Genomic DNA, 26,044 nt, shown 5'->3' with positions numbered 1-26,044 from the left:
GGGAAGCGCAGCCACGGGTTCAATGGAAATCGTGCGACCTGAACCGCACGACCTCTTCGGGGTCGCGACCTTCGGCATGAGGCGGCCAATAGCTGTTCATCGGTTTTGGGGCCCAGGCCCGGTCGCCGCGATCGGGGCTGCCGGCATGGCGCGCGCCGTCACCCCGGCCGGTCCGGTGCGGGAAAGACATCTCACCAACGCGGTGCAGGAGGTCGCCGTGATCGACGATCCTGTCACAGATGACGTGGATCACCTCGCCTTCCTTCTGGACCTGTCCCTTGAGCCCGACCATCGAAGCGGACATCACCGTGCGGCGCTGCGCTTCGAAGCGGTCGGGCCAAAGAATGCCGTTAGCGATGCCCGTCTCGTCCTCGATGGTGATGAACAGCACCCCCTTGGCCGATCCCGGCTTCTGGCGCACGAGGATGATCCCAGCAACTTCAACCCTGCGGCCGTCGCGGATGTTCACAAGATCCGCGCAGCGGGTCACGCCGCGCCGCGTGAGCTCATCGCGGACGAAGGTCAGTGGGTGCGCCCGCAACGACAGCTGCAGCGAGCGATAGTCCTCGATCACTTCACGCCCATCTGCCAGCGGGCGCAGGTCCACTGCCGGCTCTTGCGCCTCGGCGCTGATCGCCTGCGCGGCCCGGTCCGCAGCGACGAAGAGCGGCAAAGGCGCTTCGCCAAGCCCCCTCACCTTCCACAGCCCCTGACGGCGATCGGCGCCGAAGGCGTGAAAGGCATCGGCATCGGCGAGCTTCTCGATCGCAGCACGGGGCACGCCCGAACGGCGCCAGAGGTCTTCGACGGATTCGAAGGGTGCGAGGCCGCGGGATGCGACTATCGCCGCGCCGTCCGCATTGGAAAGCCCGCGCACCTGACGCAGACCTAGACGCACCGCATGGTACCGGCTGTCCGTAGCCTCCAAAGAGCAATCCCACCTGCTGGCATTGATGCAAACCGGCCGTACCTCCACCCTGTGCTGACGGGCATCGGTGATGATCTGTGCCGGGGCATAGAAGCCCATGGGCTGCGCATTCATCAGCGCGGCGCAGAAGACGTCGGGATGGTGATGCTTCATCCAGCTCGAGGCATAGGAGATCTTCGCGAAGCTCGCCGCATGGCTCTCGGGAAAACCATAGGAGCCGAAGCCTTCAAGCTGGCGGAAGGTGCGCTCGGCAAAATCGCGCGGATAACCGCGCCCAACCATGCCCTCGATCAGCTTCTCGGAAAAATGCGAGACGCCGCCGGTCAGCTTGAAGGTGGCCATCGCGCGGCGCAACTGGTCGGCCTCTGCCGGGGTGAAGCCGGCGCCGACAATGGCAACCTTCATCGCCTGCTCCTGGAACAGGGGTACGCCAAGGGTCTTCTCCAGCACTGCACGCAGCTCGGGACGCGGATACTCGGGCTGTTCCTCCCCGCTGCGGCGGCGGAGGTAGGGATGGACCATCTCACCCTGGATGGGACCGGGCCGCACGATGGCGACCTGAATGACGAGGTCGTAGAAGCGCTGCGGCTTCATGCGCGGCAGCATCGACATCTGCGCGCGGCTCTCGATCTGAAAGGTGCCGAGCGTATCGCCCTTCTGGATCATGGCATAGACGTCCGGATCATCGCCCTGCAGATCGGCAAGGCCGATGTGGATCCCCTTGGCCTCGCCGAGCAAGTTGAAGGCGCGGTTCATGCAGCCGAGCATGCCAAGGCCGAGGACATCGACCTTCATCATCTTCAAGGCATCGATGTCGTCCTTGTCCCACTCGATGATCTGGCGATCGGCCATGGCCGCAGGCTCGATCGGCACCAGGTCGTCGAGCCGGTCATGGGTGAGAACGAACCCGCCGGGATGCTGGCTGGACTGGCGCGGCACGCCGATCAGCTGACGGGCGAGATCAAGCGTCAGGCGCAGCCGCCGGTCCGACATGTCGAGGTTGAGTTCCGCCGCCTGCTTCTCGCCGACGCCTTCGGCCGACCAGCCCCAGACCAGCCCTGCCAGCGAGGAGGTCAGATCCTCCGGCAGCCCCAGCGCCTTGCCGACATCGCGCACGGCGCCGCGCGCACGGAACCGAGTGACGACGGCCGTGAGCGCCGCGCGGTCGCGGCCGTAGGTCTCGAAGATCCACTGGATGATCTCCTCGCGCCGCTCGTGCTCGAAATCGACGTCGATGTCGGGCGGCTCGCGCCGCTCGCCTGAAACGAATCGTTCGAACAACAGCTCGTGCTTGATGGGGTCGATTGAGGTGACCCCCAGCACAAAGCAGACGCAGGAATTGGCGGCAGAGCCCCGGCCCTGGCAGAGTATCCCCCGCCGCCGGGCTTCGCTGACGATCGCATGGACCGTCAGGAAATAGGGCGCGTAGTTCAGGTCGGCAATGAGCTTCAGCTCATGAGCGATCTGGTCCCGGTAGGCGGAAGGCGGATCACCGCCGAACATGGCATGGAGCGCTTCGTACGCTATCTTCTCCAACGCCTGCTGCGCGGTCAGCCCGTCGATCAGGCGCTCCTGCGGGTAATTGTAGGTGAGTTCGCTCAGCGCAAAGGTGCAGGCCTCCGCGATCTCGACGCTGGCGCGCAGGGCGTCAGGATAAGCGGCAAAGCGGCGGACCATTTCTTCAGCGGACTTGAGGGCGCGGTCGGCGTTGACTTCCCGCCGATAGCCGAGTTCGTCGACGATGCAGCCGTGGCGGATCGCGGTAACCACGTCCTGCAGGAGGCGGGCGTCCGGCGCGTGGTAGAGGACATCGCCGGTAACCACCGCCCGGACGCCTGCTTCTGTGGCCTGCCGCGCAAGGGCATCGATGCGCAGCGCATCATCGGGCCGGCGGCGCTGGGACAGGGCCATGTAGCCGCGTTTGCCATAGACCTGGCGCAGATCGGCCAGCGCAGCGGCATTCTGCTCGCCGGCTTCATCTGGAAGCAGGATGGCGATCATCCCTTGCGACCAGGCTTCAAGGTCGTGCCAGTGCAGCTGGCATTTGCCCTTGCCCGCCCGGCGCTTGCCAATGGTGAGCAGGCGCGTCAGGCGCGACCAGGCGCGCTTGTCGGTCGGATAGAGCAGCAGGCTACGCCCGCAGCTCAGATCAATCCGGCTGCCGGCTATCAGCCGCACCCCGGTGACCTTCGCCGCTTCCCAGGCACGTACCACGCCCGCCACGCTGCCGAGATCGGCAACGCCCAAGGCCGGATAGCCGAGCATAGCCGCAGCAGAGAACAGCTCGTCCGGGCTTGAGGCTCCGCGCAGGAACGAAAAATGCGTGAGTACCTGGAGTTCGACATAGTCGCTCAAGCGAAGACCCCGTGCATCCACCAGGTGAGATCGCCGGTATTGCTCTCCATTCCGTCGCCGCGGCGAAATACCCAGTAGCGCCCGCCATGCTCGTCCTCGACACGGTAGTAGTCACGCACGGCCCAGACTTCGGCATCGCGGCGCCACCACTCACCGTGGATCCGTTCGGGCCCGTCCCCTGCCACGACCTTATAAGCGCGGCCGCGCCATTCGAAGCGGCGGGGCGGCTGATCGGGCATCAGCGCCATGACCCGGTGCAAAGGTTCTGGCCGCGCGAACAGGCGTACGGGCCGCTGCCAGGACGGCCAAGTTCCGGGTGCCTCGATGGGGTTTACCGCCCTCACCGCCCGCTCCGGGACATGGCTCTCAGCAGGCGCGAGCCGGAATACACTTGCCGGGCCGATCCGGCCCGACACCACGTCAACGAGCCGGGCCGGATCACGCAGCGTAGTCTCACCGGTAAGGATGGCGCCAAGGTTTTCCGCGTCGAGCGCTTCGGTATGCGGCGCAAGCAGCCTGAACTGTTCCAGGCCTAGCCCCGGATCGATGCGGTCGATCCTGAGCTTCAGCAAGCGCAGCAGATGGGCGGCTTCGCGCGTCGGCCGCGAGGTGCCGATGGCGACGGTCTCCTCGCCGCCGTCGATCCGCAGCGCGATCAGGCGCAGTGAACGGGCGCCAAGCCCCCTGCTTTGGAGCAGCTGGGCCATGTCGGCCAAGAGGTCCTGCATGACCTGCGCGATCGCCTCGGCAGTGCCGATAGGCTCGAGCAGGCGGCGCTCGACCACAGGAACAACGACATCCTCGCGCGGCGTGATCGGCTCCGCCTTGCCGCCCAGCGCCTGATCGAGCCGCTCGATCGCGGCCATGCCGAGGCGTCGCGCAAGCGGACCGCGCGCGACAGGGAGCAGGTCGGCGATCGTCTCGAACCCGAACTTGCGCGCTGCACCCAGCGCGGTTTCCTCGAGCCGCAGCGCCGCCACCGGCAGCGGTGATAAGGCGCGCAGCGCGCCGCCCGGCGGGGAGATGACGATATCCTCGCGGCCGTAGCGCGCGAGCGCATGGGCAGCACCCAGGGTATCGGCGATCGCGATCCGCGCCGTGAACCCGGCGCGGCGGCAGAAGGCCTGAAGCCGGCGGCAAAAGCGCGCCTCGCCGCCATGCAAGTGCGCCGCGCCGGTTAGATCCAGACAGATGCCATCCGGCGGCGAGACGGCGACGATCGGCGACCACCGGCGGATCCCGAACAAGGCGAGCCGATCAAGCAGCGCTGCGTCGGCACCCGGCTCGGCAGGGCGGAAATCGAGATCGGAGACCAGGGCACGAGCATGGGTCGCAGCCATACCGACCCGGATCCCGAGCGCACGCGCTGCCGGGCACGCCGCGACGATCTCGTCCCGGCGGCCGACCTTGCCGATGAGCGCCAGCGGCTCCGCTGCGCCATAAGGAACAGTGACGGCTTCGCCGGATGACGGGGGCGCCGGGCGCTTGAAGGGATGCTCGGCGGCTTCCGAGCGCCGGCCAAGCTCGCGCATGGGGGGCTGCGCGTGCAGCGGCAACGCGGCAATCTCCCGCTCGACATCGCCGCGCGTGCGCGACTGTCCGCCCTGCCCGTCTGCCCGCGCCCAGCGTGCACCGGGCCGCCACCCGCCGCCACGCGGGACAGAGCAAGCACCGGGGTTGTCATCGACGGGAAGCTGGAGCGCGCGGGGTTCAGGCCGCGGAGCGGCGAACCAGTCCTGCCGTCTCAGCCGTTCGATGGCCAGGTACGGCAGGAACAGCGAGACGGCCCGTCTCATCGCATCCCTCCAAGATCAGGGAAAAACCCTCGCCGCCGCGCTGGCGGGCGAGTTCGACAAGCCAGCGGCGCCGGCCGACGCCTGGGACACCGAGCCGCTCGGACGGCGCACTGGCAATGCGCCAGCGCGTCCAGGCTGCCGAAGGTTCGCCGAGCGGATCCCGGTTACGCCCGCGGTGACGCCGCAGCAGCAGCACCGGGATATCGGCTTCTGCCGCCGCCAGCTGCAGGCGGCGCGTCGCCACCATCGATACCTTGCTGGCCTCGGCAACCACCGCGGCCGGGGTGCCGTCCCGAACCGCGTCCTCGGCGACGGCAAGCAGCGTAGCTTCATCGCGCGGCTGCGCATGGATGACGTCAGCCGCGCAAAGTCCAGCCTGTTCCAGGCCGGGTGCATAAAGGTCGTTACGGCAGCTGATCCACAGTACCGGTGCCGCTGCAGAGCGAGCCTCACGCGCTGCTATTCCCGCAAAAAACAAGGTGGCGGCAGCATCGTCGACAAGCGAGCAGGTGAGCGCTGCAGCTTCGTGCAGAGCGCCGGCGCGCAGGCCTGCGCCCATCAATCGGCCGTCGAGATCCTCGAGGCCGAACGGCACCGTGCGAAACTCCGCAAGCGGAGACGCCAGGGTGCGCAGATGCTCGAGGCTGGGCAAGGTCGATGGTGATACCGGCTGCATGGACAATCTCGAGAATCAGGCTGTGTTCCCACTATGTTCTCACTCGGCGGGCGGCAGGGTCAAGGCGTTTGCGATGCAAGGAACTTACCTGCTCCGGGACAACCCTGTGGATAGAGCTGTGTAACGAGGGCCAGGCAGATGCCTTGATGACCTACCAACCGATTCCTTTTGTTCGATATTTGTTCTGAGCCTGGTACGCTCGCACTATGGACGATTGCGCCATCAGAAAAATTATCCACGACGACATGGACGCATTTTTTGCATGGGCGGCCAGAAGCGTGAGCTACGCCGAATAAGTATTCTATTTTAATAAAATTATCCGCCCGTTAGGTCCCGCACCTTTACTCGGATAGCACTTCCAACATCAGCGATGGACGCCGGTCCACCCGGTGGCTGAGCGAATACGGACGAAATCTCGAGATCCGTTCCGTCGATCCAGAACGTCGCCGGTCGAAGTTGAATTGCGCGAAGCGATACCCTTCCGCCAAGTCGGCCGCGCAATCGGGAGGAAGAAATGGATCGTCGTCAAATTCTTGGCTTTGCCGGAGCGGCATTCTCCGCCGCTGCATTCGCGCCGGTACACGCCTTTGCCGACGCCGCCAAAGGCGCGCAGGTTGCAACCGGAGGGTTGCTCATCGACGGCAACTTGATGCCTCCCCTTGATCCGGACGCCTCTCTCGACGATGCATATGCCGCGCTCGTCCGCTCCTCGGGTCTCACCGCCCTCAAGATGACGCTTGGAGGAAGCGGAAATCTCAACAAGGCACAGACCGATGTCGATATCGCCGATATCGCCAAGGCCATAGATAAAAACCCGCAGCTATTTATGCGCATTCGGTCTTTCTCCGACTTCGGTGAAGCCAAGCGGACCGGAAAAGTGGGCATCATCTTTTCCTTCGAGGCCGGAGAGATGCTCGAGGGCAAGATCGAAAACATCGACCACTTCCGGCAGGCCGGCGTGCTCGTGATGGGTCTAACCTACAACCGAGAGACCCCATTCGGCTCTGGGGTGCTGGCCAAGAATCCGAAAGGCCTGACGCGGCTCGGGCACGAGGCGGTCGCGAGGATGAACGCACTTGGCGTGTCGATCGATATCAGCCACTGCGACGAAGCGACCAGCTTCGCAGCCATCTCCGCATCCCGCGTCCCGGTACTCGTAACCCACGCAGGCTGCGCTGCAGTTCACAGTCACCCCCGCAACAAATCGGATGCTCTGCTTCGTACGCTAGCCAACAATGGTGGAGTCGTCGGCATATACGAGCTGAGCTTTCTCGTTCCCTACCCCGAACAGCCCGATATCGCCGCGTACATCGCGCATCTCGACCACGCCTTGAGAGTCTGCGGGGAGGATCATGTCGGTATCGGCACCGATGGTTCGCTAACGCCGTTCGACACGTCCCCTGAAAGCATGGCTACCTGGAACGAGGAAATCGAGAGGCGCAAGAGATCAGGTGTATCCGCTCCGGGGGAAGGTCCGCCGCCTTTCGTAATCGGGCTTAACCGGCCAGACCGCTATTCGGTGATCGCGGATGCCATGGCAGCGCGTGGCTATCGCTCTCGCACGATCGAAAAAGTCCTGGGCGAGAACTTTGCGCGAGCTTTTGCAGATACGTGGAAGGCTGTTCCGCAAACCGCCTGACGAGGGGCGAGCGCATCAATTTCATGAACTGCAACCAGATCGAGCAATACTGGTTGCACTCGTTGCATTTGCGAGAACGCGCCGCGACCGACATATGTGCAGTGCCTTTCAGGCATCCTCTCCTAAAGACTTTCCAAGCCGGCCCTTGTGGCCGGCTTTTTTTCCAACGTTCCGCCTAGCCGCCTGCTCGGCCGTATCGCCGCCTTGAAATTTAGTGCCGGACTCGGAAGTTGTCCAACCGTAGCAATACCTTGCGGTTCTGCGGGAGCATGCGGATAGAAGCTATCGTCGCCCATGCCGTGGAGGATGCGCAGGCGCCGGAAGGCAGATCGTCTGAAAAATTCGAGGGGATGATGACAGCCATATCGGCCTTCGCCCGTAACGGCGCGCCAAGACGAGCGGCGACAGGCGTCTGCGCTCGAGAAACGTGCGCGCTGGCTTGGAGTTTCGGTCAGACAGGTCCAGCGGTTTTGGCAGATCCAGGTCAGAAGAAGGATCGTGGCAATCGCGACGCTGCTCAGGCACGCAATTGCCATGCACATGATGCAAAATTCACCGACACGAAATACGGATTCCGTTCGTTCCATTTCCTTTTCAATTTATCCGCTCTTTGGCGGCCGCGTGGAGGTCATCATATCGATGACCGGTAAAACAAAGATCGCCGCTACGGCAGCCGGTTATCCAGACATCGAGCGCGCGATGGGTCAAGGATGCTTCGCCTATCTGTCCCGGACGGCGCAAATCCGACCTCGAGAGCGGAAGGATATGGGTAAAGGCGCGCAAACGCCGGCCGATGCAAACGCCGCCGCACGGGCAGGAAAGCAAGCCGCGACTGAGGAGCCGCTATCGAGGGTGAACATCGAAAACGGTGCCAAGGCAGGAGCGCGACTGTCGCCATCTGGCAGGTGTCGTTCCCAATCGCTTGGCAAATGTCCGCGTAAGATGGCTTTGATCGCAGAACCCGCAGTCGAGCGCAATCTGGGCAAGCGACATGGATGATCCGTCGATCAGGTAACAAGCCATCTCAAGGCGCCGATCTATCAGCCAGGTATAGGGCGTGATGCCGACCGTGCCGGTGAACGCCTTGATGAAGTAGCATGGCGAGAGACCGCAGGCACCGGCGATTTCAGCGATTGCGACAGGCTCGTTCAAGCGAGAGCGCAAGAGGCGTTTGGCAGTGTCCACTTGCCAGGATGCCAGAGTTCGGCGGTGCCGGCCGGTCACGGCACCTTTGCCTCGGTCAGATGGAGACGACCGTTCGCCGGTGCCGGACATTTTCACTGTCGGCAGGCTTGCGCCGCAAAGGCCAGCATCGGCCAGGGCAACGCCGGACAGCCCATCGGCGCACGTGCCTGCATCGAACAGGCTCGCGCCGGGCACATCTGCGCGTCGGCCCGCGTTCATGCGTTCCCAGCCGCTCAGGGCGACCTCCTATGGGTTGCGGGAACCCGGCCAATCGCTCGCAGTATCCGCTCTGCAAGCATCCGGCCCGGCACCCTGCGGCCACCACCTGCCGATGTCAGGCGATGATCACCCGAACCCGCTGAGGAGGAAGCCCTGTTGGTCCCACATCCAGACACTCGGGAAACGAGAAGGCGTTCCCTGCCTCAAAATAAATCTCAGCAGGCGTCGTCGCCCTGTGCTTCCCCGCCATTCTCCAACCGGCGACGAAGAAAATCAGCAGCGCGTGCCAATTCCTTCTGGACGGTACGGCGGCGCAGGCCGAGCCTGTCCGCGATCTCGCCGGTGGAGAGATCATCGATCCATCTCAGGAAGAATATGGTGCGCCTTTGCTCAGGCAAGTGCTGCGCGAATACCAAGGCGCGGGCGAGTTCGTTGGCGGAAGCAGCCATGCGCTCAGGATCGGGGGCCTCGTCGGCCACAGTGTCCAGAATGGAGCGGTCTACAGGCACGCTGCGGGAGAGCGCGCGCCGCCTGTTCTGGCCAAGATTGAAGGCCATGCGCCGCAGATAGGCGCGCGGGTTATGGACCGCGCCGATGCGGGCGCCGGCGGCCAGTTTCGCGGAAGCATCCTGAAGCGCATCCAGGGCCGCGTCGCGCGAACCCCACGTCCGCTCGAGTCCAACCGCCAGTTCCCGGTAAATCGCGATCAGTGCCCGCTGCAGCGCATGCGCCTCGTCAGTTCTGTCGTCTGCGGGAGCAGGCTCGGTATCTGCCTCTTGTGATCCGGAACTGCGATCGGGGCCGTCTATCATTTGGCTTCAGATCCATGACCGCCGCATCCGTGATAGCCGCCTTTTCGCCCGGCAAATGTGGTTCTGATCCGCGTGATCGTAATTCCCTTCACGCGCGCGCCTTGGGGCCGTAGCGCAGCCATGGAGTAACACTGACGAAGAGCACCAGTCGTGTATATGCTTATTGGGTTAAAAATTTGTCATGCCGCCTAAAAGGCCACGAGTTTAGATCAATTGCGCCAGAATGTCGCGCGCATACCGACCGGGGATAGATGCAAGATCGCACTAGAAATCAGGACTTTATGTTAACCAACATTCCAAAATAGGACAGACGCGCTATAGGCGATTATATGCAATTTGAAAAACGGAGACGCATCGCGATACTCACGCTCAATCGGCACGACTGGCTTAACGCCATCGGGATAGCGCAGGACTGCTTCGACCTTATCGATGCGATAGTGCTGATCGGTGCCGACAGGAAATCAGCGCCGCCATCATTGCATCCTCGATCTCACATCGCCCCATGGGACACGATCGACCTTGATGGTCGCAAATGATGCAGATGTGCAAAAGCACCGTAAATCGAGGTAGCCGCACTTGGCATATTCGCGGCGCAGTGGATGGTGCTGCCAGAAAAAAAGCCCCGCTTTCCACTGGATTGGATCGCGGGGCATAGGTACGGGTTGATCGCATGCAGTTGCCCTCCCATGAGGGTAGGAGAGCAGCGACCGGAGAAGAGCGACCGAGATGCCGTAAAGTTCCAGGTCTTTGCAAAAAAATAATCTCTTGCCAAAGCGGATGACTGGCTTGCGCATGGAAACGTTCTGTCGCGCTACCTCAGCAGCCTTTTGCTCTACTCCACCTGGAACCTGATAAAGCCCGCGCGTGAGATAGCCCGCCGTTTTGAACTTATCCTCTAATGCACGCCCACGTGCTTGCCTGGGAGGTCGATATGTTTTGCAAATTGCCAGCCGCAGATAGCTTGTTCGCGGGCCAGACACGCGGTTCGCCATGAACGACAGCGCCTTTGGCATGGCGACTGTGACACGACTGCTTCTCAAAAAGAACCGAAACGCATGTACGCGTTTCGGGCCAAGTCGATAGATCGCGCCGCGTGGGAGCGCGGCAGCGAGCAAGTCGGACAAACAGGCCCTGTCGCTCACCAACGCGGCAAATGGGACAAAAGAAAATTCTCGCCAATAAAAATCTATAACGGCTTGAATTAGAGCTTTTTTGCGAATTTGTTGCTAGGTACTCTGCCTAGAGACAACCTATTGAAATGTCGACTCTAATCCGCTGAAGCCAGGTTCCAAGCAAATAGTACTCTAGCCTTCACTAAGGGCTCAAACTTCCACACCTATCGATAGCCCAACGGCCTCAGCTGATTTGCGTACCCCAGGAAAATTTCGGCAATGAATTGCTCTGCGCGCTGGTATGCCCACCTGCTCGCGCGCGTCGGTGCGCCGAAAAGCAGCCCCATGGCCGCTTTGCTGCGAGCGAAATTCTCTCAAGCTTACCTGGGATCCTCGCCAAGATTTCTCCGGGCAGCGATGGCAAAGAACAAATAGCCGATCACCGCGGACAGCAGGGAGGCACCGCAAATGGCAAGACCCGCCATTTGGCTTTCCTCCGACTTGTCAAAAGCAAGGTCTGCAATGAAAATCGAGAGAGTGAATCCGATGCCCGCCACGCCGCCGATGCCCGCCATTGCAATCCACGTCAGCTCCTTGGGCAAAGCTGCCAGACGAAGCCGGATGGCCAACCAGCTGAAAAGCAAGAAGCCTACTGGCTTTCCAAGCACTAAGCCCACCACGATCCCGGCTGCCAGAGGGGAGTGCCAAGCTTCATAAAGCGCGTGTTCCGAGAAATGGATGCGGATATTCGAGAGAGCAAAGAGCGGAAGAACCAGATAAGAGATCCAGGGCGTCAGGATACGAATTAGCCGAGCTGCAGCTTCATCAGTTGCAGCGGCCATTTCGTGAATATAGCCCAGGCTCCGCTGAGCCTCTGCACGATGTTGATCAGCTACCTGGTCATCCTCGATATGGCTTGCTGCTACCGCCGCACGCTTCACGTCCTTTATCGGATCTTGCACGCGCTGAACGAAACTTTCTTCCGATAGGCGAGACGCGGTGGGAAGTAGAAGGCCAATGGCCACGCCGGCAACGGTCGGATGGATGCCGGAACCAAGAATGCCTATCCATACGCCGAGGCCCAGAATCACATAAGGAGCCGAACTGACGGACTGCAGCTTTTGCAGTCCCAAGATACCCCCGTACGCAGCTCCAGCAAGCAACAGAAATCCCGGGTTGAAAGAAGGCGTATAGCCTGCCGCGATGACAAGGAGGCCAAACACATCGTCGATAGCCGCAAAGCCGAGCAGGATCGCCCGGACAGCCGAAGGTAGTGTCCTTCCAAAAGTACCGACAACCGCTAGGCTGAACGCGGTATCCATCGCGGCGACAATTCCCCATCCGTGCCGCGTTGGTTCATCAAGATTCAGTGCGAAGAAGCATGCGATGGGTACGATGAGACCGCCGACCGCTCCCGCAAGGGGCAGGACCGCAGTCTCCTTGGAAGCCAGCGATCCCTTGGCAAATTCTCTTTTGACCTCGGTACCGATAATGAGAAAGAAAAGCGGCATTAAGCCATCGTTGATCCACTCCGCGAGCGGCTTGCCGATATCGAACCTGCCGTAACTGATCCTCAGTGTAGCCTCCCAGAGGCTCTCGTAAGCCGCGCTCCACGGAGAATTAACAGCCGCTAGCGCAATCAGAGATGCGAGCAGGAGCGGTCCGGCCGACACTTCATCCAGCGCGAAGAGCTTGGAGAACCGCTGAAAAAACGCCGGCCCGGGCGCGTGATGAACACGCGCATCCGCCCGGCCGGATCTGCGCGACTTCAGCGACATTCCGGATGTCTCGCGCAATCTGGTGCCTGAAACTGGTTTTGCACCGTCATACTACGATTGAGAACGCCTTTCGTTGCACTGGCAGGCTAGCGAATTCATGATCACCAGCTATGGCCGCTTCGCTATTCGCGGTCCGGGCGTAAATCGATCAAGGGTCTGCCCACCAACATTTGAGAGGCATCCGGCGACCCTAGCGCTGCGCTTCAAGCAGGCTGCCGCGGGGCTATCTCGCCGGCCCTGATCTTCGACATCCCGTTGCTGAATGCCTATATCTGCCGCACTCCAGGATCCCATAATCCGGATTAGGCCATTTGGCAGCGATGTCAGCTAGGGAAGAGGAATGTCCAAAGCTTCACAGAGGCGCTTGATGAAAAGCCTGCTGATCGATTCAATTCCTGGCTGGGGGCGCAGCACCGTCTTCCCCTATGCAATGAGCACGCTCGTCGCATAGCTACCGCAGCAATTCGTTACATGCTCGAAGATCCCCTCCAGCATTTTCCCCATTGCTGTTTATACCTTCTGGTGTCGTGTGTGCACCGCTATTTGACCAAGGTTCCGGATTTTTTGCGACGCCCTTAAGTGCAGCAATAGAAGCTTATCTGTTTATCGAGCCGAAATTCTCACTCGGCATGCGCGCTAACTCGAAAATTGGATCCTCTACTTCATCGCGAATTGCAAATTACAACCTCACTTAAATATGATATTATTTAAAGTATCGTATAAAACAAGACCTAACGATATGATTGGTCCGGCAGTTTCTGCCGAAAAAATTATCTTTTTACAATTAAACGGGTCGCGTTCAGACAACATGCTCTCGATCCTGTCGATCCGCTGAATCCCTTTCAAACATGATCGATCCGCCAAGCCCTTAGGCCCATATTTGTGACGCAACTTGAAGCGCACGCAGCGGTTAACCTTCTCAGGTTTGCCGCGAGATCGGGCTGCAGCGGTAGGAGACAAGAAATGCAAACGGGATGTCTGGGGTGCCGGGCCGAGGGTAACGGTTTCGAACTCGCCATGGCTTACCAACCAATTATAGACGCGGAGACCGGAACGGTTTTTGCATATGAAGCACTGGTCCGCGGGAGCCGGGGTCAATCTGCAAGTGAGGTCCTCGCCGATGTCACCCCAAAGAACCGATATGCGTTTGATCAGCAATGTAGGGTTTCTGCAATAAAAGAAGCAGTCACGGCAGGAATTCTGGAATCTCAAGCAAAGTTGTCTATTAATTTTCTTCCAAATGCGGTCTATTCTCCCGAAGCCTGTATAAAGCTTACATTGAAAACAGCACAGGAATTCGGTTTTCCTTTGAATCGGCTGATATTCGAATTCACCGAAAACGAGCATATTGCCGACACCGAACACGTCAAACGCATCATTTCATCGTACAGGAAGATGGGTTTCACGACAGCGCTTGACGACTTTGGGGCTGGTCACGCCGGATTAGGCTTGCTTGCAAGCTTTCAGACGGACCTCATCAAACTCGACATGAAGCTGGTCCAGGGCGTCAGCCTCAGCGAACCTCGGCGGTTGGTGGTCGCTGGCGCGACGGGAATAGCGCGAGCCCTTGGGATAACGGTGATCGCAGAAGGCATCGAAACGACGGCGGACTATCAAGCTCTCAGGGATCTTGGAATACGATATTTCCAAGGATTTCTGTTTGCGAGGCCCAGCGTTGGCAGATTGCCAGTGCCAGTCTTTCCTACGCCCTTGCTGAACGCACCAGCATAACGAACGCATTGCCTTCGCACAAACTTTGAAATTTGCGTGTTGCGCCAAGTAAGAAAGGCATTCGCCTGCCAAAAGACGAGGATAATCCACGATAATGCCCGATCTACGACCTATTCGCTCCGATAACATCGGCCAGGATCCGCTTCTGCGCGGAACCGGGTTTATCATTGTGCTCGGCATACTGATCTCCTTCGTTGCAGCACTTTATTTATTTGGCGAAGGTTCGACTGAAGAGGGGCATGGGGACGAGGATCAACAAAAGAACATGGTCGATCGGCTAGAGGGCTATGGAGATCGGGCCGCTAACATTGCAAATGACCCATCGAAGCGTTGAAAAACCACGGCAAGGATTCTGCTCGTCCGGGCATTTTTGTCCGGGCAGCGACTTCCACCCCTTCGGCCCCATGGCTGACGTTCGTACAATCGCGCCTAGCTTTGAAGGTGTGAACCTGAAGGCATCTTGGACACGCTGTCAGCGTCGAAACCAGCGATAGCGTCGCTCTCGACAAGCACATCCACTGGCAAGCTACCAATCACGCTGAAATCGGATGTTTCACAATGCAGAAGCCTTTCCTCGCTGCACCTCCAGAGCCATCACTGGCTCTCGCAGCTAAAAGCAAGCGAGGCTCGTTGCGACGTTAACGCCGGAGCGCAGGGGAACTAAGCTCGATAGCCGCTGTTCTCCAGAGCAAACGCTGCAGTCGGTGGTCGTTGGAGGTAATTTTGAAACAAAGCGACGACTGGCATCTCACGGACGCCTTGCATTACGACCAAGGCCGCGGCGATCCCTTCGCCGCGGCGGTTCGCGCTACCCGCATGCCCATGGTCATTACTGACCCAGCAAAATTCGACAACCCGATAGTGTTTTGCAACGAGGCGTTCCAGCAACTCACGGGGTACGACCGCGAGGAGATAATTGGTCGCAACTGCCGGTTTCTACAAGGACCGGATACTGATGAGGCCTCGATTTCTCGGGTTCGCGTGGCAATCCAGAGCGGTCATGACGTAGAAGCCGACTTGTTAAACTATCGGAAAGACGGATCGACGTTCTGGAATGCGCTTTATCTCTCTCCTGTTCGCGACGAATCGGGGATCATCAGGTTCTTTTTCGCTTCGCAAATGGACGTTTCGGAGCGTGTCCTGACCCAGCAGGCCATAACTGACAAGAAGGTTATGGTCGAGCGCGAAGTCGATCGCCGTACTGCAGATCTTAGAGCTGCACTGGAAGCCAAAACGCTTCTTCTGCACGAAGTTGATCACCGCGTGAAAAACAACCTCACGATGATCGGCTCGCTCTTGCGCCTCCAGGTACGCACCATCGACGATCCCGATGTCGCAGCGAAGCTCGATTCCATGCTGGAACGGGTCGATGCCTTGGCTGTTGTGCATCGACAATTATATCAGTCATCCGACCTGGCCCGCTTCGATCTGGGCACTTTCGTGCATAATCTGGCCATCGACGTCGTTGGAGCTAGCGGCCGTACGGACATACATTTGCATCTCGACACCCGGCAGCTCTATGTGGACGCGGCGCACGCTTCCGCGCTCGGGCTGATCCTCAACGAGATCCTCACGAATGCTATCAAGCATGCGTTTGATAATGGAAAATCCGGCCATCTTAGCGTGGTTGTCGATGACCAATCCAGCAGGGGCATTATCAGTATTTGCGACGACGGGCCTGGTATGCCTTCAACCAAACGAACCCGCAGTATCGGCACTTCACTGATTACCCGGCTCGCCCGCCAGGCTCGGGCTGAAGCGACCTGGAGCGACAATGCACCTGGCACCTGCGTGACAATTACATTTCCCCGTAGTGAGACGGAAACATGAATAACGCGATGAATGTGTTGATAGTTGAGGATGAAATCCTTCTTGCAATGGATATAGAAGCCATTGTGGAAGATAGCGGGCATCGCGTGCTGGCCGAAGCAGCAAGCCTAAGAGACGTAAAGGATCTGCCCGACGAGCTTGATCCTCACCTCGCATTTGTAGATATTCATCTCGCGAACGGTTCGAATGGTCTCGATGTTTCCAGCATGATACAAGAGCGGTGGCCAAATGCCCTCGTGATATTTGTGACCGCAAATGTCGCGAAGATTCCGGCCGATTTTGCCGGCGCTCACGGGGTCATTGCCAAACCCTTTTCCCATGCTGGCATCACGCACGCGCTGAGATATCTCGCTGACGGTGTGTATGATCCCCCTCCGAGCCATCCCCGTCCCCCGAGCTTGATATCATCGCCGCACCTTGAGCAGCGCTGGGCGCGCGCGCAATAGCGGAACATGATCGGCATTGCTATCGTGAGTGCGCGCTTCGCGCCCTCCAACGGCTTCCCCCACGAACAGGGGATTTTCATTCCCCGACGGGAGACCTCAACGCGTACTGCGTTGGATGCTGGCAATTTGTCCTAGAGCAATCCGCTCAGTATAACTGCTTTTTCGAGCGTTTTTACTAGGACGTGGATCTACGAAAACGGTATTGCGCAATACCTCGATACCGTACTGACCATGTAATAGCGACATGAGCCCATTAGGGATTTTATAAACTTTACTTTTCTTGTGCAGGAACCAATGCTGCGCAAACTCATTTCAGGCTCGTCAAACTAAATATTTGGAGCATCTGAATGCGTTATATGATTTCTGCCGCAGCCGTGGCTGCTGCTCTTCTCTCGCCTCTCGCTATGGCTCAGACTGTTTCTGGGATTGCGCACACAAATGCGGCTGGAGAAACCACGACTGTCTTTTCTGTTCAGCCGCGGACACAGGTCTCTGCAACTGACTATGTAAAGATGACTGCCGACGCCCTTAATTATCGTATGGCCGCATCGGCTCTCGCAGCGCGCAAGGCCGAGCGCGGCGACGTCAAAGCCTATGCAAAAGCTGACATGGCTTCGGCAAAAAAAGAACGCGATGCACTTTATGCTGCCCTTTCGAACAAGGACCGTAAAATTGCTCGTCCGACGACTGCAGTGTCTTCGCAATACGCATCGTCACTTGAACTTCTGAAAAAGAGCGGCTCGAGCTTCGACAACCTTTATTTGACTCAGATGGCAGAAGCTGCACCCGCGATGTGGGCTCTTCAGAAGGGCTATGCGACGACAGGCAGTGATCCGGCGCTCAAGCAGGTGGCCATGCTCGCAGTTCCGTCTCTTGAGACGGGTTACACTGCTGCGCGCGGGCTGACGCCGACCGCAGTTGCTGCAAATTAAGCTCATCTAAAACCAAATGGCATGCTCGCTGCGCAAACGGCGGGCATGCCCGCACTAGCTCCTGTCCAAAGGTTTCCCATGCCTGGCCGAACACTCATTCAGTTTTTTCACTGGTACACTCCAGAGGGCGGCACATTATGGGACGAGGCTGCCGGAGAGGCCGAAAACCTTTCGCAGATGGGCGTTACCGATGTTTGGCTGCCGCCTTCATACAAGGGCGCCTCAGGGCCATCGTCAGTAGGCTATGACACTTACGACCTTTTCGACCTGGGTGAGTTTGACCAGAAAGGGTCCACCGCGACCAAATACGGAGACCTCTCCAGCCTTCAGACCGCGGCTAAGCGCCTTCAAGAAGCTGGGCTCGGGGTCATTCATGACGTGGTTTTCAACCACAAGATGGGCGCGGACGAAACGGAGCGCGTGTTCGTACGCCGAGTTAACGCTGATGATAGAAATCAGATAGACGATGAAATATTTGAAGCGTCGGCCTATACGCGTTTCACTTTTCCAGGACGAGACGGGCACCATTCCCAATTCATTTGGGACATGAAGTGCTTTAGCGGAGTTGATCACCTGCTAGATCCGGATGAGGACGGCCTTTTTCGAATTGCCAACGAATATGGCGATGGTGAATGGAATACTGAAGTTGACGAAGAGCTAGGTAATTTCGATTATCTAATGGGCTCTGACATTGAGTTTCGTAACACCGCGGTCTATGAGGAATTAAAATATTGGGGACGCTGGTTTCCCCAACAGGTAGGCTGCACTGGGTTTCGCCTCGATGCTGCCAAGCATATACCGGCCTGGTTTTTCAAGGATTGGGTCGGCCATGTCCGGGAGAACGTTAATCCGGACCTGTTTGTCGTGGCAGAGTACTGGCATCCTGACATGGAAGTCCTTCAAAGCTACCTCGATAAGGTCGACAGACAGCTGATGCTGTTCGACGTCGCATTGCACCATCGCTTTTTTGACGCTTCCAACGCAGGCGGCGCCTTCGATCTGCGCACTATCTTCGATGGGAGCCTTACCGCTTCCATCCCCGATCATGCCGTTACCCTGGTCGCGAACCATGACACCCAGCCTCTGCAGGCGATGGAAGCTTCGATACAACCATGGTTCAAGCCCCTCGCCTACGCGCTGATCCTCATGCGCGAACAGGGAACGCCATGCGTTTTCTATCCGGATCTTTACGGTGCCACGTATACCGACCGGGGCGGCGACGGCGAGCTGCATACAGTGCAAATGCCTGCTATCGCCGCGCTACCCAAACTCATCGAGGCTCGCAAGCGCTTCGCCCACGGCGCACAAACGGATATCTTCGATGACCCGCAGTGCATCGCCATCCTCCGGGAAGGTACTGCCGAGTTGCCGGGAAGCATAACTATCCTATCCAACGCCGAGCAGTCGATGAAAAAGGTATTTGTTGGCGAAGTGCATGCTGGATGTGAGTTTCGCGATTATCTGGAGCACTGCAACGAGAAGCTCGTCTGCGATGAGGCGGGCTATCTCGATCTGTGGGTGAACGGCGGCAGCGTGAGCATATGGGTGCGCAGCGACGCTATCTGATTTTCGCACAATCACATTGCGGGAACCGAAACGGCGGCGATCTGCCTGCGAAATTCCTGGCATAATGCATCAGCTCGAAAAGGCGGAGCCGCCGCCCAGCGTCAGCAAACCGGTCACCCTTCATGACGACTTACTCTGGACCATAGTTTGAATGCTGCCCGTTCCGGCAATGGTCATGGTGCAAACGAATGGGCCGCCGAGGAAGAAATCCGATTTAGCCCGGATCCTCCGCCAAAAATTCCGGTGACACCGGGCACCTTTGGGCCCGCGACGCGGTTAATACCAATAGCGCATCTGAAAAGCCGGTGTCGCATGTGCTGTTGGAACGCCCAAGGCGCACTTGCACGGATGAAATCAAGGAGAGAATGGATGTCAGGTTCGACGCTCCCATCAGGTGCCGCATCGCGATTTTTACGAACGGCCATTTGCCGTTGTGTAGTCCAGACATACCTCTGATCTAGTGAACGCCCGCGCCCCGACGCTTTGCTCAAACATCCCAGCGATCGCACGACTGACGTAGTGGGCCGGTCCTAGAGTATCGAACCGGAGAACCAGCACGTGGCTTCCCTGCATTGGCCCTCTTCGCTTTTCGTCGTTCGCCATGGCCAGAGCGCCGGTAATGTCGCCCGCGACCTCGCCCATGAGGCAAAGGATGAACGGATTGCCTTGACATCCCGCGACGCCGATGTGCCGCTCAGCGACCTGGGATGTGAGCAGGCAAGGGCTTTGGGCCGATGGTTTGCCGACCAGCCGCTCTCTGGGCAGCCTGATGTCCTGCTCTCCTCGCCGTACTTGCGCGCATGTCAGACCGCAGAACTCTTTCGCGAGCAAGGCGGCTCCCCGGCGACCACGCCGATCTGCTTCGATGAACGGCTACGCGAGAAGGAATTCGGCATTCTCGACGGACTGACGAGCCTGGGAATCGCATCTTCATATCCGGATCAGGCGGAATTCAGGCGCTTACTGGGGAAGTTTTATCATCGCCCCCCGGGCGGCGAGAGCTGGTGCGACGTGATTTTACGTCTCCGTTCCGTCATGGACACGATCTCGCTTCATTACGCCGGCAGGCGTGTGATGATCTTTTCGCACCAAGTGGTCGTGCTGTGTATTCGCTACATTGTCGAAACGATGGGAGAAACAGAAATCCTGGCGATCGACGCTTCTGGAGATGTCGCTAATTGCGCGATTACAGAGTACCGGTTCGACCCCTCCTGCGGAACCTCCGGAAGCCTGGTTCTTGAAAGATATAACGTGACCGCTCCTCTCGATGAGGAAGCGACGCCTGTAACTCATGCGCCTGACCAGATAGCAGGGGCGCGGGGATGATGGAAACGATCGATGAACGCTGGCTCGTGCGCAATCCCTTACCGACGCTTCATGGTACGGAAGACAAAAACGCGCGCGGCCGGGTGCTGGTCGTCGGCGGCGCGGAGTTCGTTCCCGGCGCGATCCGCCTGACCGGCGAGGCGGTGCTGAGAGCTGGCGCTGGCAAACTTCAACTGGCCACAGTGAGTTCGGCCGCTACAGCACTTGGTGTTCTAGTCCCCGAAGCCGCCATGATCGCGCTGCCAGCGGATCAGGATGGCGAAATAGCATTGGAAGCCGCTGCGCTTCTGAGCGAGCGCATACGCCGATGCGACACATTGGTCGTGGGGCCGGGAATGTCGGTTGGCCCCCGCACAGACCAGTTGGTGGCCAGTTTGCTGGCTGAGCCGGATAACTCCCGCACCGTCGTGCTCGATGCCGCGGCGCTGACCTCTGCACGTGATCTTCCTGATCTCATTGCCGGGCACGAGGGACGGGTCGTGCTGACGCCGCATCATGGCGAAATGGCTCACCTTGCAGGAATAACGGCAGAAGAGGTTGCCTCGGCGCCGGAAACCATCGCCTTGAAGACAGCGCGGCGTTTTGGCTGCATTATCCTCCTCAAAAGCCGCTCAACGCTACTTGCCGCCCCCAGCGGAGAGTTGCTCCGTTATGAAAGCGGATGCGTCGGGCTCGCCACCGGTGGTTCCGGTGATGTTCTGGCCGGAATTGTAGGGGGGTTATGTGCTCGGGGCGCCTCACCGCTCACCGCCGCAGCCTGGGCGTGCTGGGTCCATGGCAAAGCAGGACGCACCCTCTCCCAGCACGTCGGACGCGCCGGCTTCCTCGCGCGCGAACTGTTGCCCTTATTGCCGAAGCTCCTGGATGGAACGGCCCCAGAATAAAGCTAAGCGGCAAGATCGAAGCCGGATCCGGTTCCTTTAAGCGCCTTTTCCGGTTCATGACGCATGCTTACCTATGACAACGCGCACTCCTTACATTCGTGGTGCAGCCTGAATTATGCCTTACGGGAGCGCGTCCTGGTCCTAGAGTAATTTCGCTTTCGATTGCACCGAAACCGATTTTCTAGGATTTTGACGTATCGCATCTCTGAAGATCACCGGACGATACCTCCGGATGGGAAAAATTCGCTAAGTACCAATTTATGCGCTCGCGAAAAATTCAATATCGGAGAGGTAACGCGCCACCTCACATGGCGCGGTACCGAAATCGCGTTTAGCCAAGGAAAGCCAGGAGATCTGCGTTCAGGCGGTCAGGCGCCGTCGCAAACAATCCATGTGGTTCTCCTTCATATTCGATGTATTGCGCTCCGGAAATTGCCGCAGCGGCGGCCCGCCCGGCCGGTTGGATCGGCACCGTCTTATCCGACGTTCCGTGAATGATCAGCGTTGGCACATCGAATGCAGCCAGATCGGGTCTAAAGTCAGTTCGCCCGAACGCGTCGACACACTCTATGGTGGCTTTCGGGCTTGCCATGATTGCAAGCGCAAACGTCCAGTCCAGAAGGGCGCTGCTTACCGGCCGAGACACCAGCCCTATTCCGTAAAACGTCTTGGCGAATGTCTGAAGGAAGTCGAACCGATCTTCTCGAATCCCCGCTTTCATCGCGTCAAATTCAGTCTGTTCCACACCTTCGGGGTTACTTTCATCTTTCAGAAGGTATGGGACAACCGATGAGATCAGGGCAACCCTGTCGATTTTGCCCGAACCATACCGCGACAAGTAGCGGGCAATCTCACCGCCTCCCATGGAGAAACCTACCAGCGAAACAGATGCTTCACCGACATGATCGATGACGGCAGCCAGATCCTCGGCAAAAACATCATAATTATAGCCTGAAGAAGGGTGGCCGGACTGGCCAAAACCGCGCCGGTCGTAGGTTACGACGCGGTAGCCGGCCTCGAGCAGGGCGAGTGTCTGATATTCCCACATGTCACCGTTAAGCGGCCAACCGTGGATCAAGATCACCGCCGGGCCTTCGCCCATCTCTTTTACATGGAGCGAATGGCCGCCCGCTGTCTCGATATGCATGAAATCATCTCCTTGGACGGCCCGGTTCTCGAATGGAGCGTGCACCAAAGCCTCTCAAGCAACTACGAGTGAAACGGTTTTGGGTTGCCTGTCGAATGCTGAAAAGATGCCGAGCGCGCGGATATTGAACTTCGCGCCGGTAGAATGATGTCCCGGATCTGCGCGATCAAAACCGCGATCCGGTGACATGGCACTTGCGCAAGTCAGCCTTGCTACAGCGGCTGCGCTTGGCGTCGTGGCTTTTGAACTTGAGACTTTCGCCAGGTTGGCGTCGTCCTCGGGCTTTGCGACGTGGGAAACGGACGCAGATGCCTTATGTTACGGCCGAGCGTACTTTCTCAATGATGCCGGGCCGCGCCACTCTTCAAGGCGCAGTGTTGGCAGAGCGCCTGGCTCAATGAGGCCCCCAGGGTCAAAGCAGCACCCGGCAAGCCGGCCGCGCCCTTGCCGCCCGGGCCGGAGCCAAAGACACCCGAACCCGGCATGGTTGGCAGCGGCCAAGCGAAAGGCTTCAGACCCTCGCGGTGCGGTCTCGCCGCCCTTCCCCCAGAAGCTCGCCCCTTACTTAATCTCAGACGGCCCTTTTCCTCAATTTTGGGAAGACGCGGAACAAATATCGGTCAAATTTGCGCCCGTTCGGACGTGGCGCCAGTCACTTTGAGCGGTGCAGTTAGGACCACTCGCAGTCCGTCAAGATAATCGTCATCCTCCAGGATACCCGATAGCTGACTGACCATAGCCTTCATTACCCGCGATCCAAACCCGACCCGCTCGCTTCGGCGCCCGACTCCCCGGTCGGAAACAATTAGCCGAAAACGCGAGCGATGCTCCTCCAGCCGCACCGAAATCGGTCCCGGGTCTCCGCCATATGCGTATTTTTGCGCGTTGATGACCAGCTCGACCAGAACCAGCCCGACATGGACGGCGCTATCCGCAGGGATCATAACCGGGGCCAGGTCGACGCTGAGATAGTCGGACCATTGATTGCCGATCGACGACTTCAGGTCGTCGATCAGCTCAGCAAGGTAGCGCGACAGGTCCACGAGTTCGACATTGTCGTCGGCATAAAGCCGGCGATGGACGAGAGCTACAGCAGCAAGGCGGCGCTGTGCTTCTTCAAGGCTTTCTCGCGCTGCGCCGTTTTCCGTCGCCCGGGACTGCATATTCAAGAAGGCCATGATCAGTTGTATGCTGTTCTGGACCCGGTGGTTGACTTCGCGCAGCAAGGTATCCTTTTGCGCGATCAGTCGATCCTTGTCAGCAACAGCGACGTGCAGGCTCTCGGATAGATCTCGAATTCGGGCATTCTGGCGGATCTCATAGAGTTTGGCCAGGAAACGCCGCGCCCCTTCAACTTCGGCTGCTTTCCAGGCTCTCGCTTTACCGCGAACAGTTTCGGTCCAGTCCTCGAATGAAGCACGCGGCGTCAGGCGTTCGCCCGTCTTCAAGGCTCGCGCCTCGTGCGGATTACCCGCCCAGGTCTGAACCTCGACTTCTTCTGCGCGGAACCACATCAGAACGGTGGGGACCTTGCTCGAAACCGTCACGGACAGGAGGCCCGAAGCCGCAGCGCGATACGCAAGAGCAGGTTCGTAAGCACCGGACAGCGTGTTCGTGACGTAAGGTCGCGGCCCCTGCCCTTGGACCCAATCGGCTAACGCCAGGATCTCGTGTGCTTCGGGTGAAGAACCCTCGGCGTAAACCTTGCCTCCATGAACGACGGCAAAGCCATCGGCGGAAAACAAGCGGAATATTGATGCGCTCGCGCCTTTCAGCATCTCGAAGAGATCTCCGCTTTCCGCGAGTTGCCCGTAGACCGCATCCTCTTCCGTTCGGATCTGAAGCCGCTCACGGTAGGACTGAGCTTCTTCCTTCGCTGCAATCTGCCGGGCAAGCCCTGCAGCGACAAGAACAGCTGCCCGCCGTTTCGTCATGTCCAGCAAGCGAGGTTCGCTGTGATGACAAGCAACCAGACCCCAAAGCGCACCGTCCCGCACAATCGACATCGATGCAGATGCTTGCACACCCATGTTCTGGAGATATTCGATGTGTACCGGCGATACGCTGCGCAGATCGATATCGGACATGTCGAAATTAGCGTGAGCGGCCGGCCGAACCGGCTGGGGCGTATAATTCACGTCCGGAATGACCCTTACGCGATTTCTGACATAAAGCGCGCGCGCCTGCCTTGGAATATCAGAGGCTGGAAAACGATGGTTCAGGAAACTCGCGGCGGCTGCGGAACGAGCTTCGGCAATGACTTCGCCTGCCTCCTCGTCCACGAACCGATAGATCATCACCCGATCGTAGCCCGTCAATTCCGCGAAGCTGTGAGCAGCTCGATCGCAGAGCTCCTTCAGATCAGCCGACCGCTCGAACTGCAAACCGACTTCATGCATCCATCCAAGCACGTCGCTTTCCGGCATTTCCTCAGCGGCCGGTTCAAGCTGCACCAGCCAATGCGCACCGCTACGAAAGGCAACACCCTCCATCGCCGCATGGGACAAGCGGCCCAGCTTGCATTGGCGCCGCGTGCAAGAGTTCAAACGTTCAGCGGCGGCCTCTCCAATAAGCAGGCCCACCGGCAATCCAAGCCAATCGCTGCGCAACCGGTTCTCGATTTCACCGGCGCCTCCGACTATTTCCCCGCTTTCGGCGGATACGATGAGAAGCAGCCCGTGGGGCTGGATCGAGCCGGGAATGTGGATAGGCTCGTTGTCGCATGCATTCAGCTTCATGGCGTCCCGCTTACGCTCGTACGAGGCATTGAGCCATATTTTTGTGCCAAAGCTCGCCTGCAAGCATCAGCGCCGGCTCACAAGCCGGCACCGGTTGCAACGTATAACATCGCCAGGGCCAATCGGTGCCGCTGGAAAAGATAGAAACTCTGATATGAAATGGCTTGTACGCAGCGTGGCTACAAGACTATCAATAATAAACATGATTCCTTCTGCTTACATCTGATACCGTCGCCAATAGAAATTCCGCGTCTTAAATGGCGAGGACTTGCCCAGATAAAGTCAAGTATAGAATATAATTATTTTTCACTTATCGTAGGCGGGCTTATAACACAATACATGAACCTATTGGTCACCTCAACAACACTCTGTTATGCAAGTTGATACTTCGGCAGGCATCGTTCGCAAGGGGTAGCAACGGTCGAATCGGGTGCGAACCGCAATATCCGTTGCATATTCATGGAGCAGGTCCAAGGATGTCGCCATAGTCAGTAGCAAAAATTGGGTGAGCTACGCGCGATGCCAGATAAGTCACTCTTGCCCCTTGGTGCCGAAATCATCTCGGCTTATGTGAGCAACAACGCGATTTCCGCAGATGATTTGTCTCAACTGGTCACTGCGGTCTACGATTCCCTCGCCAACCTCAGTCAGATACCCGAGGCAAGCACTTTGCCGCGCAATCCGGCCGTACCCATCGGGGATTCGTCAAAATCAGATGGCATTGCCTGCCTTGAATGCGGCAAGAGCTTCAAAACGCTAAAGCGTCATTTGCTGACCAAGCATCAGCTGACACCAAGCGAATACCGCGAGCGCTGGAGATTGCCGGGCCATTACCCGCTGATTGCTCGCAATTGCCTAGAAAGCCGTGCGGACAGCGTCATAAAAGAGGCCAATATCTAAGTACATCGGGCCAGGTAGATGCGGGGAAAGTCAGATCTGACCAG

The 26,044-nt window shown here is 58.8% G+C and carries 21 protein-coding genes; 12 read left to right on the top strand and 9 right to left on the bottom strand.

Annotation, left to right across the window (positions count from 1 at the left end; translation table 11 throughout):
• Positions 1-19 precede the first annotated feature (19 nt).
• From ACZ1J6_RS22650 to ACZ1J6_RS22640, 3 genes are read right to left on the bottom strand one after another with little or no spacing between them, the layout of a single operon-like run.
• Positions 20-3,283 carry an error-prone DNA polymerase gene (locus tag ACZ1J6_RS22650; protein WP_465128592.1) on the bottom strand — a complete coding sequence of 1,088 codons (3,264 nt, stop codon included), beginning with the start codon at positions 3,281-3,283 and terminating at the stop codon, positions 20-22.
• Entirely contained in the window at positions 3,280-5,079 is a 1,800-nt protein-coding gene (locus tag ACZ1J6_RS22645; protein WP_465128591.1) for a Y-family DNA polymerase, read from the bottom strand. Before ACZ1J6_RS22645 ends, ACZ1J6_RS22650 begins: the two co-directional genes overlap by 4 nt.
• Entirely contained in the window at positions 4,994-5,755 is a 762-nt protein-coding gene (locus tag ACZ1J6_RS22640; RefSeq protein WP_465128590.1) for an ImuA family protein, read from the bottom strand. The genes ACZ1J6_RS22645 and ACZ1J6_RS22640 overlap by 86 nt, the downstream gene beginning before the upstream one ends.
• A 514-nt stretch (positions 5,756-6,269) precedes the next feature.
• Between ACZ1J6_RS22640 and ACZ1J6_RS22635 the strand changes: the two genes are divergently transcribed.
• Both ACZ1J6_RS22635 and ACZ1J6_RS22630 read left to right on the top strand, forming a co-directional pair.
• Positions 6,270-7,394, top strand: a complete 1,125-nt coding sequence (locus ACZ1J6_RS22635) for a dipeptidase (RefSeq protein ID WP_465128589.1) — start codon at positions 6,270-6,272, stop codon at positions 7,392-7,394.
• Positions 7,395-7,663: 269 nt separating this feature from the next.
• Positions 7,664-8,044 carry a hypothetical protein gene (locus ACZ1J6_RS22630; RefSeq protein ID WP_465128588.1) on the top strand — a complete coding sequence of 127 codons (381 nt, stop codon included), beginning with the start codon at positions 7,664-7,666 and terminating at the stop codon, positions 8,042-8,044.
• 193 nt (positions 8,045-8,237) lie between these two features.
• Here the strand turns inward: ACZ1J6_RS22630 and ACZ1J6_RS22625 are convergent, their stop codons facing one another.
• Both ACZ1J6_RS22625 and ACZ1J6_RS22620 read right to left on the bottom strand, forming a co-directional pair.
• Complete coding sequence (locus ACZ1J6_RS22625; RefSeq protein ID WP_465128828.1) at positions 8,238-8,669, bottom strand: helix-turn-helix domain-containing protein; 432 nt, start codon at positions 8,667-8,669, stop codon at positions 8,238-8,240.
• Between the two features lie 344 nt (positions 8,670-9,013).
• Positions 9,014-9,610, bottom strand: a complete 597-nt coding sequence (locus ACZ1J6_RS22620) for an RNA polymerase sigma factor (RefSeq protein ID WP_465128587.1) — start codon at positions 9,608-9,610, stop codon at positions 9,014-9,016.
• A 329-nt stretch (positions 9,611-9,939) separates the two neighbouring features.
• Between ACZ1J6_RS22620 and ACZ1J6_RS22615 the strand changes: the two genes are divergently transcribed.
• On the top strand, positions 9,940-10,146 hold the full coding sequence (locus ACZ1J6_RS22615; RefSeq protein WP_465128586.1) for a hypothetical protein: 207 nt from the start codon (positions 9,940-9,942) through the stop codon (positions 10,144-10,146).
• 956 nt (positions 10,147-11,102) lie between these two features.
• Here the strand turns inward: ACZ1J6_RS22615 and nhaA are convergent.
• Positions 11,103-12,500, bottom strand: a complete 1,398-nt coding sequence (gene nhaA / locus ACZ1J6_RS22610; RefSeq protein ID WP_465128585.1) for a Na+/H+ antiporter NhaA — start codon at positions 12,498-12,500, stop codon at positions 11,103-11,105.
• A 963-nt stretch (positions 12,501-13,463) separates the two neighbouring features.
• Here nhaA and ACZ1J6_RS22605 point away from each other — a divergent pair.
• The 8 genes from ACZ1J6_RS22605 to ACZ1J6_RS22570 all read left to right on the top strand — a co-directional run bounded on the left by ACZ1J6_RS22605 (position 13,464) and on the right by ACZ1J6_RS22570 (position 21,215).
• Positions 13,464-14,231, top strand: a complete 768-nt coding sequence (locus ACZ1J6_RS22605) for an EAL domain-containing protein (RefSeq protein ID WP_465128584.1) — start codon at positions 13,464-13,466, stop codon at positions 14,229-14,231.
• 94 nt (positions 14,232-14,325) lie between these two features.
• Positions 14,326-14,565: a hypothetical protein gene (locus ACZ1J6_RS22600; protein WP_465128583.1), complete on the top strand. Its 240-nt coding sequence runs from the start codon at positions 14,326-14,328 to the stop codon at positions 14,563-14,565.
• Positions 14,566-14,954: 389 nt separating this feature from the next.
• Positions 14,955-16,061 carry a PAS domain-containing protein gene (locus ACZ1J6_RS22595; protein ID WP_465128582.1) on the top strand — a complete coding sequence of 369 codons (1,107 nt, stop codon included), beginning with the start codon at positions 14,955-14,957 and terminating at the stop codon, positions 16,059-16,061.
• On the top strand, positions 16,058-16,507 hold the full coding sequence (locus ACZ1J6_RS22590) for a response regulator (protein WP_465128581.1): 450 nt from the start codon (positions 16,058-16,060) through the stop codon (positions 16,505-16,507). Before ACZ1J6_RS22595 ends, ACZ1J6_RS22590 begins: the two co-directional genes overlap by 4 nt.
• A gap of 347 nt (positions 16,508-16,854) precedes the next feature.
• Entirely contained in the window at positions 16,855-17,439 is a 585-nt protein-coding gene (locus tag ACZ1J6_RS22585) for a DUF4142 domain-containing protein (RefSeq protein ID WP_465128580.1), read from the top strand.
• A gap of 78 nt (positions 17,440-17,517) precedes the next feature.
• Positions 17,518-19,005 carry an alpha-amylase gene (amyA, locus tag ACZ1J6_RS22580; RefSeq protein ID WP_465128827.1) on the top strand — a complete coding sequence of 496 codons (1,488 nt, stop codon included), beginning with the start codon at positions 17,518-17,520 and terminating at the stop codon, positions 19,003-19,005.
• Positions 19,006-19,563: 558 nt separating this feature from the next.
• The gene (locus ACZ1J6_RS22575) at positions 19,564-20,331 is read left to right on the top strand and encodes a histidine phosphatase family protein (RefSeq protein WP_465128579.1); all 768 of its coding nucleotides are present in this window, start codon (positions 19,564-19,566) and stop codon (positions 20,329-20,331) included.
• Positions 20,328-21,215, top strand: coding sequence for an NAD(P)H-hydrate dehydratase (locus ACZ1J6_RS22570; RefSeq protein ID WP_465128578.1), 888 nt, complete (start codon positions 20,328-20,330; stop codon positions 21,213-21,215). Before ACZ1J6_RS22575 ends, ACZ1J6_RS22570 begins: the two co-directional genes overlap by 4 nt.
• 331 nt (positions 21,216-21,546) lie before the next feature.
• On the opposite strand, the gene ACZ1J6_RS22565 is transcribed toward ACZ1J6_RS22570, so the two are convergent.
• From ACZ1J6_RS22565 to ACZ1J6_RS22555, 3 genes are all read right to left on the bottom strand, one after another.
• Positions 21,547-22,362, bottom strand: coding sequence for an alpha/beta fold hydrolase (locus tag ACZ1J6_RS22565; protein ID WP_465128577.1), 816 nt, complete (start codon positions 22,360-22,362; stop codon positions 21,547-21,549).
• 54 nt (positions 22,363-22,416) lie between these two features.
• A complete protein-coding gene (locus ACZ1J6_RS22560; protein WP_465128576.1) occupies positions 22,417-22,551 on the bottom strand; it encodes a hypothetical protein in 135 nt (44 codons plus the stop codon).
• Positions 22,552-22,982: 431 nt separating this feature from the next.
• Positions 22,983-25,100, bottom strand: a complete 2,118-nt coding sequence (locus tag ACZ1J6_RS22555) for a histidine kinase dimerization/phosphoacceptor domain -containing protein (protein WP_465128575.1) — start codon at positions 25,098-25,100, stop codon at positions 22,983-22,985.
• 519 nt (positions 25,101-25,619) lie between these two features.
• On the opposite strand from ACZ1J6_RS22555, the gene ACZ1J6_RS22550 reads away from it, so the two are divergent.
• On the top strand, positions 25,620-26,000 hold the full coding sequence (locus ACZ1J6_RS22550) for a Ros/MucR family transcriptional regulator (RefSeq protein ID WP_465128574.1): 381 nt from the start codon (positions 25,620-25,622) through the stop codon (positions 25,998-26,000).
• The last annotated feature ends 44 nt before the right edge of the window (positions 26,001-26,044 follow it).

The organism is Novosphingobium sp. BL-S-21, from assembly GCF_055521655.1.
Note: the sequence above shows the minus strand (reverse complement) of the source record. Positions and strands in the feature narration are given on the sequence as shown.